The sequence below is a fragment of the Roseburia sp. CLA-AA-H209 genome (assembly GCF_020687575.1).
In the GTDB taxonomy this organism is placed as follows: Bacteria; Bacillota; Clostridia; order Lachnospirales; family Lachnospiraceae; genus Roseburia_C; species Roseburia_C amylophila.
Map to the genome: position 1 here is coordinate 1 of NZ_JAJEQU010000014.1, position 13470 is coordinate 13470.

Below are 13470 nucleotides of genomic sequence, written 5' to 3' on the forward strand. Positions count from 1 at the left end.
AGAATAGCTTATGTATGTAACAAAGGCGCAGTAAATGTTGCTATAAGTAACAAAAGATTAGCCTCATTTGGACTAATCTCAATGTTAGATTACTACACCGAAAAGTGTGTTATTTGTTAAGTTGATTGAACCGCCGTATACGGAACCGTACGTACGGTGGTGTGAGAGGTCGGAATTTCTCATTTAAGAGAAATTCCTCCTACTCGATTATCATAGCTGGTAGTGTATAAGCGTGGGTTCATCATATCGGGTGTGGTATCTTTAACTACAGGAAACTCCCTACAACACTATCTCACTTCTTGCTTAATAAAGTTCTAATGAATCTTCTGCATCCACCCACATCTGTAAATTGCCATCAAGATATAATCTTGCATATTCCAAAGGCTCATCCACAGCCAATGAAGTAAGCGCACATTCTGATCCATATGTGGTTTTTAAATTTTTTTCAGCTTCCCAGCAATCAATGCGAAGCATATATCCAGCACTTGTGTAAACATCAATACTATCGTGGTTTATATTATATTCTGCATAAATTGTTCTCATCGTATCTTATCTCCATTTTCTTTTGATAATCAGTTACAGAGTTAAATATCGAAAACATTTCAATCAGTTCACCATGTCGTTATTGTTATATGTTATATTGTGTTATGAAATTTTCTTTCCCTTAATTTTTCCCATATTAAGGTTCATGAAAAGCAATGGGAAAATGTAACACAAGGGAAAGAGTAAGGGAAAGTTCACTTGCTACAAACTTAGTATTTTCAAGGGTTTGCGAAGAATTTGATAATCAAATATAACAGTTATTAAATTTCCTAAAATATGTGAAATATCAACTTGAATTTGTCAATTCGTTTGTTTCTCTATAAACTGTCATTCCGAATATTTTAATTTCGAACCCATCAATATATGGTTTTACACCATCTACTTCTGGTGCAAGTCGATGTATTTTTGTAACCTCATACACTAATGCTTTATACCTAACACTTCCGCCGTCTTTTAAGTTCATACGAACAGGGGTTAATAGGATTACTAAAACAACTATAATTGCAATTACCACAAAGAATTTCTTTTTCATACAATCACACTCCTTTGCCAAATTCCGATTTGTCAAATTCAAATCCGCATTATATCTTAAAAATAACGGCATTATATATCACTTTCGCAACCATACAATGCCGTTACTTTTATTTTCTTCGATACACCAAACCAAACATATTCCTGTATACGATAATATCATATACAGAGTTCGACTTGTTCAGCTTTAGTGGACTAGACGGGAGTCGAACCCGTGTCCAAAAACCAATCCCCTGTCCTTCTACGAGCGTAGTTCATAATTTGACATTCCCTCTGCAATTCCGGTATGAACACCGTAACTGTTTCAGTAGCTTCATCATACGCCCACGGGTTCAAAGCTTTGCCCGTGTCGTTTCTCACATAGTCGAAGCCTGGGTCCTAAAGTGTGAGTGCTCTAGGTCAGACTGCTGCCATTAGGCAGCGTAAGCTAATTTATTATCGTTAGCGTTTAATTTTAAGTTTGGAATTTAACGCATCACCCTGCGGCTCGCTTCTCCAGCTTCATAATCCCTGTCGAAACCTTTACTAGCCCTTATATATTTATTCTATTATAACCTGCCTCCGCTATTCCTGCAAGAGGCAAAGATAGAACCACTGTTTGTATTGCCATTAACTGACAATTTTTATCCGCCTATTAACCAAGATTTCTTACTTTGAAATCCCGCTCTGCTTCACGGCGCATATCTTTCTTTGCAATATCATTCCGCTTATCATAAAGCTTCTTACCTTTTGCAAGCGCAATCTGGACTTTTACCAGACTTCCCTTGAAATATACTTCCACCGGAACAATGGTATAACCTTTTTCCTTAATCTTCTGCTCTAATTTACGAATCTCGTTTTTGTGCATCAGAAGCTTCTTCGGACGAAGCGGATCACGGTTAAAAATGTTTCCCTTTTCATATGGGCTGATATGCATACCATATATGATGACTTCCCCATGTTCAATGTGTATGAAAGACTCCTTGATACTGCATTTTCCCATACGGAGTGATTTTACTTCTGTTCCATGCAGGCTGATTCCTGCCTCATAAAGTTCTTCCAAGAAATAATCATGTCTTGCCTTCTTATTATTGGCAATCATCTTAATCGATTCTTTTCCCATTCTTCATTTCTCCTGTTCCTGTTGCCTCTGCCAATTCAAAATCGATGGTTCTTACAATTTCATCTACACCGATTACCCGGATATATACCTTCTGTCCCAGCTTGTAATGGCGGTTTGTTACTTCGCCCACCAGTTCAAAAGTGTCTTCAAAATACTGATAATAATCATCGGTAAGACTGGTTACATGCACAAGCCCTTCCACGGTATTTGGCAATTCTACATACATTCCATAGGATGTCACCCCGGAAATAACGCCTTCATAGACTTCTCCGATATGCTCTGCCATATACTGTGCTTTTTTCAGCTTCTCAGTCTCACGCTCTGCCTCATCTGCCCGACGTTCTGTCTCGCTGGAATGTTTGGCTACTTCCGGCAGAATCGTTTCGTAATGCGCCATCCGCTTATGATTCATCCTGCCCCGCAATGTTTCCTTGATGATACGGTGTATCTGTAAATCAGGATAACGGCGAATTGGCGATGTAAAATGACAATAGCAGCTTGCTGCCAGTCCGAAATGTCCGGTGTTTTCTGTGGTATATTTTGCCTGTTTCATGGAACGGAGGGTCAGCCGGCTGATTAATGCTTCCTCCGGTGTTCCTTCGATTTTTCCTAACAGCTTCTGCAATTCCTTCGGGTGAATTTCCTCCTGGCTAATATGCAGTGTATATCCGAAATTTCCGATTAATGTTGCAAGTTTTCGGATTTTTTCTTCGTCCGGTGTCTCATGGGTACGATAGAGAAATGGTATCTCCTGCCAGAAAAATTCCTGTGCCACCGTCTCATTGGCAATCAACATGAAATCTTCAATTAATTTTGTAGCTGTATTTCTGTCATATGGCTTGATTTCCAATGGTCTGCCATTTTTATCCAAAAGGATTTTCGTTTCCGGAAAATCAAAATCAATCGAACCGCGTTTCATACGATTTCCTCGAAGCAGTGCTGCCAGTTCTCCCATTTTTTCAAACATCGGAACCAGGTCCCGATACGCTGCAATTGTTTCTTCGTTATGGTCTTCTAAAATTTCTTTTACCGCTGTATAAGTCATTCTGCGGTCAATTTTTACCACAGACTCTACAATTTTATGGTCAATGACCTTGCCCTTCGGGTTAATGGTCATGATGCAGCTCAATGCAAGCCGGTTCTCTCCTGCATTCAGGGAACAGATTCCATTGGACAATGCATGGGGCAGCATAGGAATCACACGGTCAACGAGATATACACTGGTTCCGCGGTTCAATGCCTCCACATCCAGTGCACTGTGCTCCTGCACATAGTTGGACACATCTGCAATATGCACACCCAGAATATAATTTTCTCCATCCATAGTAAGGGATACCGCATCATCCAAATCTTTGGAGTCTTCTCCGTCGATTGTCACCATCTGCCAGTCCCGCAAATCTTCCCTGCCTGCCATATCAGCCTCACTGACTTCTTTGGCTACATTTTCCACCTGTTTCATAATCTTCGGTGCAAATTCTGTCGGCAGGTCAAAGCCTCTTACAATGGATAAAATATCTGTTCCCGGGTCATTGATATGACCAAGTATTTCAACAACTTTTCCCTCCGGTTTCTTACCGTTTTTACCATAATCGGTAATCTCAACGACAACTTTGTGTCCATCTACTGCTCCTTTGGAGCGTTCGATTGGAATAAAAATATCCTGTGCCAGCTTCTGGTTATCCGGTACCACAAATCCGAAGTTCTTACTGCTCTGATAAGTTCCGACAATCTGATGCAGACCTCTGGATATAATTTTTATAATTCTGCCTTCCCGGCGTTTTCCGGTCTTCTGCGGATTTACTGCAACAGATACAGTGTCCATATGCATGGCTCCGTTGGTATTCTCCTCCGGGATATAGATATCTTCCTCTTCACCCTCTACCGTCACAAAGCCAAAGCCTCTGCTGTTTCCGGTATAAACACCGGTTAAGAATCTTCCGGAAGCCTTTACATATTTGCCCTTCTGGGTCAGCTCTACCTTACCTTCTTCCAGCAAAGCATCCAAAACCGCATGCAGCTCTTCCCGCTGCTCTTTGGATACCTGCAGAATCATTGCAATCTCTTTGGCTTTCATCGGGACATATAAGTCATCACAGATAAACTCATATACAATTTTCTTTCTTTTTTCCAGTGCTTCTCTATCCATTCTTTTCTTTCCTATTTTTTCTCGCTGCTCATGAAACAAAGAATGTGCCTTGTCACATTCTCGCGGAGCTTTTTTTACTTTACAGGAAAGCAATTCCTGTAAAGTAAAAAAAGCTGTCGTTCACACGACAGCTCTTTGGTTCTTAGAAACTTCCAATATTCAGTACGATGGAAATTAACAGGAATAAGATTACCAGTACTCTGGTTACCTTTACCAACATTCCTTCCATAGAACGACCTTTATTCTTGCCCCAATAAGTATCAGCTGCTCCGCTGATTGCTCCAAGTCCTGCGGACTTACCTTCCTGAAGAAGAATAATTACTGTCAATGCGATACATATAATAATAAATACAACTGTTAAAACCGTTTTTAAAACTGCCACGAATGACACCTCCTGTGGATTTATAATACTCGTAACTTTGACAGTATATCATACACACGGACAAATTACAACCACTTATTTCGCATTTGTATTGAAATTTTGCTGAAATCTATTACGATTCTTCGATCCGAATCAGACGATTATATTTTGCCGTCCGCTCGCCACGGCACGGTGCTCCTGTTTTAATCAGATCACTGCCAAGCCCTACTGACAAATCCGCTATGGTCGTATCCTCGGTCTCGCCGCTCCGGTGGGACATGATGGTCTCATAACCATGTTCTTTTGCCATGCGGATGGCTTCCATAGTTTCTGAGAGCGTTCCAATCTGGTTTGGCTTAATCAGAATCGCATTACCGCATCCCATGGAAATTCCTTTATTCAGGCGCACCGGATTCGTGACAAATAAATCATCGCCTACCAGAATCACTTTATCTCCCACTTTTTCTGTCAGACGTTTCCAGCCATCCCAATCCTCTTCATCCAGCGGGTCTTCAATGGAATAAATCGGAAAACGGCGAATCATCTTTTCCCAATGAACAATCAGTTCATCCGTGGTATAACGCTTGCCGGATTTCGGCAGATAATATTCTCCCGGTGCATTTCCTTTCCATTCACTGGCGGCTGCATCCAGAGAAATCATAAACTGCTTGCCTCTGCCGCAGCTGTACCCTGCTTTGGTAATGGCTTCCATAATAAGCTGGATGGCTTCCTCCTCATTTGCAATGTTCGGAGCAAAACCGCCTTCATCTCCCACTGCCACAGACAACCCACGGTTCTTTAATAATTTTTTCAAATGATGATAGACTTCTGCACACCAGCGGATTCCTTCCGTAATGCTGTCGGCTCCAATTGGAAGTATCATAAATTCCTGAACATCCAGATTATTATCGGAATGTGCGCCGCCATTTAAAATATTCATCATCGGCACCGGAATCGTCACTGCATTTACGCCGCCCACATAGCGGTAAAGCGGCATCTGTAATGCTTTTGCCGCTGCTTTAGCACAGGCTAAGGACACACTTAAGATTGCATTGGCACCAAGGCTTCCTTTGTTTTCTGTTCCATCCAGTTCCAGCATCAGTGCATCTAGATTTTCCTGCCGCAATACGTTTCTGCCTATCAGTGCTTTTGCAATTCTTGTATTTACATTTTCCACCGCCTGCTGCACACCATTTCCACCATAACGCTCGCCGCCGTCTCTTAATTCAATGGCTTCAAATTCTCCAGTGCTGGCTCCGGAAGGTGCTGCCGCCCGGGCAGTCGACTTCTTTCCGGTTGTCTCTGTCTCCACAGTTACTTCTGTTTCTATTGTGGGATTTCCTCTGGAATCTAATATTTCTCTTGCATGGATTCGTGTAATCGTCATTTTTACAGCCATAAAAAAATCTCCTTTTGAAAATATTCTGAATTAATAGTTCAGTATCTCCAAAAGAAGATTTTTTATTCTTTCGAAATAATTCGATTATACGTTAATCTCGGCTGTCATACCAAGAATCTCTTTGTTGTCATCCAAAATCGGCTGTACCACATTCTTTAAGAAGGCATCTACTTGAATTGGTGCTCTTCCTACATATTTTGCAGGGTCCATATTCTGCTTCAGCTCTTCTAAGGTTGTATGGAATGCAGGTTCTGCTGCAATCAGCTCAAGAAGGTTATTCTCTTTACCCTCCTGTTTTACATTTTTGCCTGCTTCCATGGAAAGTACACGAATCTTCTCATGTAATTCCTGACGGTCACCACCAGCTTTTACAGCATCCATCATAATATTTTCGGTTGCCATAAATGGAAGCTCGCTCATCATATGTTTGTAAATAACTTTTTCATATACAACAAGTCCGTCTACTACATTTAAGCAAAGATCTAAGATTCCGTCGATTGCAAGGAAGCCTTCCGGAATGGAAAGACGCTTGTTTGCAGAGTCATCAAGAGTTCTCTCAAACCACTGGGTTGCGGATGTAATTGCCGGGTTTAATGCATCAATCATGACATAGCGGGAAAGGGATGCAATACGTTCACTACGCATTGGATTTCTCTTATATGCCATTGCAGAGGAACCAATCTGGCTCTTCTCAAACGGTTCTTCCACTTCTTTCAGGTGCTGCAGAAGACGGATGTCATTGGACATCTTATGTGCACTTGCTGCGATGCCTGCTAAAATGTTGGCAACTCTGGTATCTACTTTTCTGGAATAGGTCTGTCCGGATACTGCATAGCACTCCTTGAAGCCCATTTTCTGTGCAATCATCGGATCAATCTTATCGATGGTTTCCTGATCTCCGTCAAAAAGTTCCTGAAAGCTTGCCTGTGTTCCTGTGGTTCCCTTGGAACCTAAAAGTTTCAGGCTGCCTAATACATAATCTAAGTCTTCCAAATCCATAATAAATTCCTGGCACCACAGTGTTGCACGTTTTCCAACGGTAGTTGGCTGTGCCGGCTGGAAATGGGTAAATGCCAGTGTCGGCTGATTCTTATATTTATCTGCAAATTTTGCCAGTTCTGCAATGACATTTACTAATTTCTTACGAACCAGTTTTAATGCCTCTGACATAATGATGATATCGGTATTATCTCCAACGTAGCAGGAGGTTGCTCCTAAATGGATGATTCCTTTTGCTTTCGGACACTGTACGCCGTAAGCATATACATGGGACATAACATCATGACGGACTTCTTTTTCTCTTGCCTTTGCCACATCATAGTTGATGTCATCCTTGTGTGCCTTTAATTCGTCAATCTGTTCCTGTGTAATATCAAGTCCAAGTTCTTTCTCGGTTTCTGCCAGTGCAATCCAAAGTCTTCTCCAGGTACGGAATTTCATATCCGGGGAAAAGATGTACTGCATTTCTTTGCTGGCATAACGCTCTGATAATGGGCTGTTATATCTATCGGTACTCATATGTGTGCTCCTTTTTCTTAAAATAATATAAATAAATTACACAGTGCTCCGCCCGGCTGTCCGATGCAGTCTGTTTCATGCAATCATGAACATCCTGCCCGGCAACCGGATGACTGCTGTGTCAGTCTGCTTTATCGCTCATAGTCACCACGAATATCCTCTTTTGGCGGCTCCATCGGATATTTTCCGGTAAAGCATCCTTTACAGATTGGAAGTCCTCCTACCATCTGCTCCAGACGCTCTATCTTTAAGTATCCCAAAGAATCTGCACCGATTATCTTCCGGATATCTTCGATGGTTCTGTTATAGGCAATCAACTGTTCCCGCTCCGGAATATCGGTTCCAAAGTAACATGGCCATAAGAATGGCGGGGAACTGATTCTTACATGCACTTCTGTGGCACCGGCTTCTTTTAACATATTTACAATACGGTCAGATGTAGTTCCACGCACGATGGAATCGTCAATCATAATGATACGCTTGCCACGGACTGATTCTGCCAGTACATTTAATTTTACTCTTACGCTGGATTCTCTGCTGCTCTGCTTTGGTTTGATGAAGGTTCGTCCCACATAACCATTTTTTACAAAAGCAGTTCCATATGGAATTCCGGACTGCAGGGCATAACCCTGAGCTGCTGCATTTCCGGACTCCGGTACTCCTACTACCAGGTCTGCATCTACCGGTGAATCCATTGCAAGGAAACGTCCTGCCTGGATACGGGATGCATAAACGCTGACTCCGTCAATATGGCTGTCCGGTCTCGCAAAATATATGTATTCAAAAATACAACGTGCTTCCTGTTCTTTTGGAAGACACATAGTCATATCAGACTGAATGCCGCCTTCCGGTGAAATTGTTACCACTTCTCCCGGCAATACGTCTCTGACATACTCTGCATCAATGGTCTCCAAGGCACAGGTCTCAGAAGTAATGATATAAGCATTGTCACGTTTTCCGATTACAAGGGGTTTGAAGCCATATGGGTCTCTTGCGCCAATCAGCTTACGAGGGCTGGCTACAACCAGCGCATAAGCTCCTTTTAACTTCTGGCAGGCTCTGCGTACTGCTTCCTCGGCTGTCTTGGAATTCAGACGCTCTCTTGCAATGTGGTAAGCAATTACCTCAGAATCAATGGTGGTCTGGAAAATTGCTCCAGTATATTCCAAATCTTTGCGAAGCTCCTTCGCATTGATGAGGTTTCCGTTGTGTGCCAATGCCAGCGTACCTTTTACATAATTCAATACCAGCGGCTGTGCATTCTCACGGGTGGAAGAACCTGCAGTGGAATAGCGGACATGACCGACTCCGATATCACCTTTCATTGCTTCTAACTGTTTTCCGGTAAATACTTCGTTTACCAGTCCCATATCTTTATAGGAAGTAACTTTTCCCTTCGGTCCGTTTGTCTCACTTACTGCAATACCACAGCTCTCCTGTCCTCTGTGCTGTAATGCAAACAGACCATAATAAATACTGGAAGCCACATCATTTCCGTCAAAATCATACATGCCGAAGACGCCACATTCTTCATGCAGGCCGTCCCATGGGCTTTCCTTTAATTCATTGTTATTCATAGGGTTCTCCTGACTATATTTTTAAGCAAATTTCTTACCGGTCAGTAATTCAAATGCTTCTTCGTATTTCTCAATTGTCTTCTTAATTACTTCATCCGGAAGGAGATAATCACTGTCTGGATTTGCTTTTAACCAGTCTCTTACAAACTGTTTGTCATAAGAAGGCTGTCCCTGTCCCGGTTTATATCCTTCTAATGGCCAGAAACGGGAGCTGTCCGGTGTCAGCATCTCATCACCTAAAACTACATTTCCATTCTCATCGAGACCAAATTCAAACTTGGTATCTGCAATGATGATTCCTTTGCTTAATGCGTATTCTGCACATTTCTTGTAAAGTGCGATGGTATATTCTTTAATCTTTTCTGCGTACTCAGCACCCTTGCCCGGGAATGCTTTCTCTAATACGTCAATACTCTGTTCAAAAGAAATATTCTCGTCATGGTCACCAATCTCAGCTTTGGTACTTGGTGTGTAAATCGGCTCAGGTAATTTATCGGATTCTACAAGTCCTTCCGGTAATTTGATTCCGCAGACGGTTCCGTTCTCTTTGTAGCTTGCCCAGCCACTTCCGGTAATATATCCACGAACAATACATTCGATTGGAATCATTTCCAGTTTCTTGCACATCATGCTGTTGCCATCATATTTCTCATTCTGGAAAAATTCCGGCATATCTTTTACATCAACGGAAAGCATATGGTTTGGCACGATATCCTTTGTAAAATCGAACCAGAATCTGGACATCTGTGTCAGAATTGCGCCCTTATTGGTAACCTTATTCTTTAAAATATGGTCAAACGCTGAAATTCTGTCTGTTGCAACAATGATAAGGCTTTCTCCATTATCATATACTTCTCTTACTTTTCCTTCTTTAAATGGTTTAAATTCCTGCATACTGCTTTTGTCCTCCATTTTATGCTTTCGCAAATTTTTGTTATGATAAAAAACACTACTGGAAAATTATAATACAGTGCCTTTTAGAAAGTCAATGAATTTGGGCGAAGTGCGCCTTTTGCCCCATATAGAAAAATGAGCGAAATTTATTAGTTTTTTTGTCTAATATTTTCTATTTATAAGTATCATTAATATATGTGCTGGAAAATACTTATCTATAGCAAAAGATTCTGTACCTTACACTTGAGATACAGAATCTTTTTATTTACGCGAGCAGCGAGATAACTTAAGAAACTCGCAAAGCGTGTTTCTCGTAGTTTGCATTTCGCCCTTACGGTCTTATTTTTTGATTAACAAAGATTTCCCTGTCATTTCTTTTGGCTGTTCCATTCCCATCAGCTCGATTAATGTAGGAGCGATATCTGCAAGACATCCACCCTCTCTTAAACCGTATGCAGGGTCTGCATTTACCAGAATGAATGGTACCGGATTGGTAGTATGTGCTGTAAATGGTTCGCCTGTTTCATAATCGATTAACTGCTCTGCATTTCCGTGGTCTGCGCAGATGAACATCTGTCCGTCAACCTCTTTTAATGCTGCAACAGCTTTGCCTACGCACTCATCAACTGCTTCTACTGCCTTGATTGCTGCAGCCTGAACTCCGGTATGTCCAACCATATCCGGGTTAGCAAAGTTGATTACGATTACATCATATTTTTCAGATTTGATGGCATCTACTAATTTATCACATACTTCGTATGCACTCATTTCCGGTTTCAAATCATAGGTTGCTACCTTTGGAGATTTTACCAGAATTCTTTCTTCGCCTTTGTTTGGCTCCTCTACACCGCCGTTGAAGAAGAAGGTTACATGAGCATATTTCTCAGTCTCAGCGATTCTTGCCTGAGTCTTGCCATTGTCTGCAAGAAACTGTCCAAATGTATTGGTAAGTTCTACCTTGTGGAATGCAACGGTTTTGTTTGGAATGGTTCCATCGTATTCTGTGAAACATACATAAGTTACGTTCTTTCTTGTGCCTCTGTCAAATCCGTCGAACTCATCTGCGCAGAATGCTCTGGTAATCTCTCTTGCACGGTCAGGACGGAAGTTAAAGAAGATAATGGTGTCGTTATCCTGTACGGTTGCAGTTGGAGCACCATTTTTCATAATTACAGTCGGAACTACGAACTCGTCTGTTACATCTTTTGCATAAGATGCATCAATTGCTGCAACAGCGCTGTCTGCTGTCTCGCCAACACCTTCTGTAATTGCTTTATATGCTTTTTCTACACGATCCCAACGGTTGTCACGGTCCATTGCATAGTAACGTCCGTTGATGGTTGCGATTTCACCAACACCGATTTCTTTCATTTTTGCTTCCAGCTCTTCGATAAATCCTTTTCCGGAAGTAGGTGCGGTATCACGGCCGTCTAAGAAGCAGTGTACATATACTTTGTCTAAGCCTTCTTTTTTTGCCATTTCCAGAAGTCCGAATAAATGTGTAATGTGGCTGTGAACTCCACCATCGGATAATAATCCATATAAATGAAGTGCAGAACCGTTGTCTTTTACATTTTTCATGCCGGCAAGCAATGCTTCGTTTTTAAAGAAATCTCCATCTTCGATTTCTTTGGTAATTCTGGTTAATTCCTGGTATACAATTCTTCCTGCACCCATGTTCATATGTCCTACTTCGGAGTTACCCATCTGTCCGTCCGGAAGTCCTACGGCAAGTCCGCTGGCATTTCCTTTTACCCATGGATAATCTTTCATCAGTGCATCAATGTTTGGCTTGTTTGCCTGGGCTACTGCATTACCCTCAGTTTTGTCATTCAGACCAAAACCATCTAAAATCATCAATACGGTTGGTTTTTTACTCATGTTTTTTCCTCTTTTCTTTAAAATCTTCTATTGAAACGGATTACTCCGTTGCTGTCACATAACCATCATCATCTATGGTAATTCCCACGGAAAGGGATTCCATAAAATCAAAAATACGTCTTTTCTCACTTTCATCTGTCACCAGTGAGGTCTTGTAATTCTTCTGTATACACGGCAGAAACCGGAAATCAATAGTTCCGTCATCCCGGATGATTACCTGGGATAAGCCGGTATCTAATGTTGACGCCGAAAACCAGAAATTGCCAAGACTGTAGATAATCGGCACGCCATCCATATATTCCATGCCCTGCAGGCAATGGGTATGTCCGCCGATAATGACATCCACACCGGCTTCCACAAACTGTTTTGCAAGAGCCACCTGGTCGGAACCAAAATAGTTATTTCCTTCTGTTCCCCAGTGTACAAAAGCAATCACATAATCGCTGTTGTCTCTTGCTTCTTCTATTACTTTCAGAAACTTGTCCGGATTTAAGGTCTTTAACACGCCCGGTGTCGTCTCAGTTGCTTCCTTCGTATAATTTAAAGAGCGTTCAATCTGTGTAGCTGATACAATTGCTATTTTCTTTCCATTTGCCACAAAATATACCGGACGCATGGCATCCTTTAAATCTTTTCCTGCTCCTACATACGGAATTCCTGCTTCTTCCAGTGTATCTATGGTATCAATCAATGCAGCTTCGCCATAGTCATAGACATGATTATTGGCAAGACTGACAATATCTGTTCCAAATGTTTCTAACAAGTCGACACGCTTTGGATCTGCCCGGAAAGTATAATCCTTGCCAGCTAAAGGTTCCCCTCTTGTACTGTAGGTGAACTCATTGTTTATCATCATAATGTCTGCATTATTCATTTCCTGCAATAAATCTTTGGAAAAGCAGTCATTGATTCCATTTGGCTGTCCATCCATGTGTTCCGTTGTGCCCCAGCCTTCTGCAAAATTAATATCGCCGGTAAAATCCAGCACAACCTCATCCTCAGAGCTGCATGTCTTCCAGTAAACCTGCTGCAAATCCTCTTCATTCATGCCGGTATCCTGACAATAAAGAAGCCACAGCACATGTATGGAATTTCCGGTCTCTTCGTACCAGACATTTACATTCTGGTCTTCCTGAGACTCCTGTGCAATATTTAATACTGCTTCTTTTCCATAATTGGCATAAACCCAGTTTAAGAAACTTTCGTCAATCCGATAATCCCCGATAAATTCTTTGCTGCAGGAATCCAGCAGTGCTTCGTATGCATCATCCAAATCTTCTATCACCAGCTTCTTCGTCTCTGTAGAGACTTCTTCTGTTTCCGTCACTGCATATTCTATTTTCTCGCTGCTTTCCGGTTCTGCATTTACCTGCGCTTTCCTGTCACATCCACTGCAAACCATTCCAAACAACAATATTCCTATCCCTGCCATCTGCAAAGCTTTTCTTCTCAAATCGGTATCCTCGCTCAACTCCTCTTTCGTCTCTTGTGTCCTGCTTTATTGCCGATAACATTATA

11 protein-coding genes and 1 other RNA gene are annotated in these 13470 nt (G+C 41.7%); all 12 read right to left on the bottom strand.

The window, feature by feature from the left end; translation table 11 throughout:
- Positions 1-303 precede the first annotated feature (303 nt).
- Positions 304-543 (bottom strand): DUF6061 family protein, encoded by a 240-nt coding sequence (locus LKD41_RS12055; protein WP_020994096.1) that lies wholly within the window; start codon positions 541-543, stop codon positions 304-306.
- A 286-nt stretch (positions 544-829) separates the two neighbouring features.
- Entirely contained in the window at positions 830-1075 is a 246-nt protein-coding gene (locus LKD41_RS12060) for a hypothetical protein (RefSeq protein ID WP_227701329.1), read from the bottom strand.
- 187 nt (positions 1076-1262) lie between these two features.
- Positions 1263-1606: a transfer-messenger RNA gene (gene ssrA / locus LKD41_RS12065) on the bottom strand.
- A gap of 102 nt (positions 1607-1708) precedes the next feature.
- Positions 1709-2176: an SsrA-binding protein SmpB gene (smpB, locus tag LKD41_RS12070; RefSeq protein WP_022242388.1), complete on the bottom strand. Its 468-nt coding sequence runs from the start codon at positions 2174-2176 to the stop codon at positions 1709-1711.
- On the bottom strand, positions 2157-4322 hold the full coding sequence (gene rnr, locus LKD41_RS12075; RefSeq protein WP_227701330.1) for a ribonuclease R: 2166 nt from the start codon (positions 4320-4322) through the stop codon (positions 2157-2159). Before rnr ends, smpB begins: the two co-directional genes overlap by 20 nt.
- A 142-nt stretch (positions 4323-4464) precedes the next feature.
- The gene (gene secG, locus LKD41_RS12080) at positions 4465-4704 is read right to left on the bottom strand and encodes a preprotein translocase subunit SecG (protein ID WP_022242390.1); all 240 of its coding nucleotides are present in this window, start codon (positions 4702-4704) and stop codon (positions 4465-4467) included.
- 112 nt (positions 4705-4816) lie between these two features.
- Positions 4817-6082 carry a phosphopyruvate hydratase gene (gene eno / locus LKD41_RS12085; protein WP_022242391.1) on the bottom strand — a complete coding sequence of 422 codons (1266 nt, stop codon included), beginning with the start codon at positions 6080-6082 and terminating at the stop codon, positions 4817-4819.
- A gap of 84 nt (positions 6083-6166) precedes the next feature.
- Positions 6167-7600 (bottom strand): adenylosuccinate lyase, encoded by a 1434-nt coding sequence (gene purB, locus LKD41_RS12090; protein ID WP_022242392.1) that lies wholly within the window; start codon positions 7598-7600, stop codon positions 6167-6169.
- A 131-nt stretch (positions 7601-7731) separates the two neighbouring features.
- On the bottom strand, positions 7732-9177 hold the full coding sequence (gene purF, locus LKD41_RS12095) for an amidophosphoribosyltransferase (RefSeq protein WP_227701331.1): 1446 nt from the start codon (positions 9175-9177) through the stop codon (positions 7732-7734).
- 21 nt (positions 9178-9198) lie between these two features.
- Positions 9199-10071 carry a phosphoribosylaminoimidazolesuccinocarboxamide synthase gene (locus tag LKD41_RS12100; protein WP_022242394.1) on the bottom strand — a complete coding sequence of 291 codons (873 nt, stop codon included), beginning with the start codon at positions 10069-10071 and terminating at the stop codon, positions 9199-9201.
- A 339-nt stretch (positions 10072-10410) separates the two neighbouring features.
- A complete protein-coding gene (gene gpmI / locus LKD41_RS12105) occupies positions 10411-11952 on the bottom strand; it encodes a 2,3-bisphosphoglycerate-independent phosphoglycerate mutase (RefSeq protein ID WP_118638855.1) in 1542 nt (513 codons plus the stop codon).
- A 40-nt stretch (positions 11953-11992) separates the two neighbouring features.
- Positions 11993-13405 (bottom strand): CapA family protein, encoded by a 1413-nt coding sequence (locus LKD41_RS12110; protein WP_227701332.1) that lies wholly within the window; start codon positions 13403-13405, stop codon positions 11993-11995.
- Between the last annotated feature and the right edge of the window lie 65 nt (positions 13406-13470).

What these genes read in the sequence shown, in the direction of transcription:
- LKD41_RS12055 (WP_020994096.1), bottom strand. Translation starts at nt 543, where the DNA reads ATGAGAACAATTTATGCAGAATATAATATAAACCACGATAGTATTGAT.
- LKD41_RS12060 (WP_227701329.1), bottom strand. Translation starts at nt 1,075, where the DNA reads ATGAAAAAGAAATTCTTTGTGGTAATTGCAATTATAGTTGTTTTAGTA.
- smpB (WP_022242388.1), bottom strand. Translation starts at nt 2,176, where the DNA reads ATGGGAAAAGAATCGATTAAGATGATTGCCAATAATAAGAAGGCAAGA.
- rnr (WP_227701330.1), bottom strand. Translation starts at nt 4,322, where the DNA reads ATGGATAGAGAAGCACTGGAAAAAAGAAAGAAAATTGTATATGAGTTT.
- eno (WP_022242391.1), bottom strand. Translation starts at nt 6,082, where the DNA reads ATGGCTGTAAAAATGACGATTACACGAATCCATGCAAGAGAAATATTA.
- purB (WP_022242392.1), bottom strand. Translation starts at nt 7,600, where the DNA reads ATGAGTACCGATAGATATAACAGCCCATTATCAGAGCGTTATGCCAGC.
- purF (WP_227701331.1), bottom strand. Translation starts at nt 9,177, where the DNA reads ATGAATAACAATGAATTAAAGGAAAGCCCATGGGACGGCCTGCATGAA.
- LKD41_RS12100 (WP_022242394.1), bottom strand. Translation starts at nt 10,071, where the DNA reads ATGCAGGAATTTAAACCATTTAAAGAAGGAAAAGTAAGAGAAGTATAT.
- gpmI (WP_118638855.1), bottom strand. Translation starts at nt 11,952, where the DNA reads ATGAGTAAAAAACCAACCGTATTGATGATTTTAGATGGTTTTGGTCTG.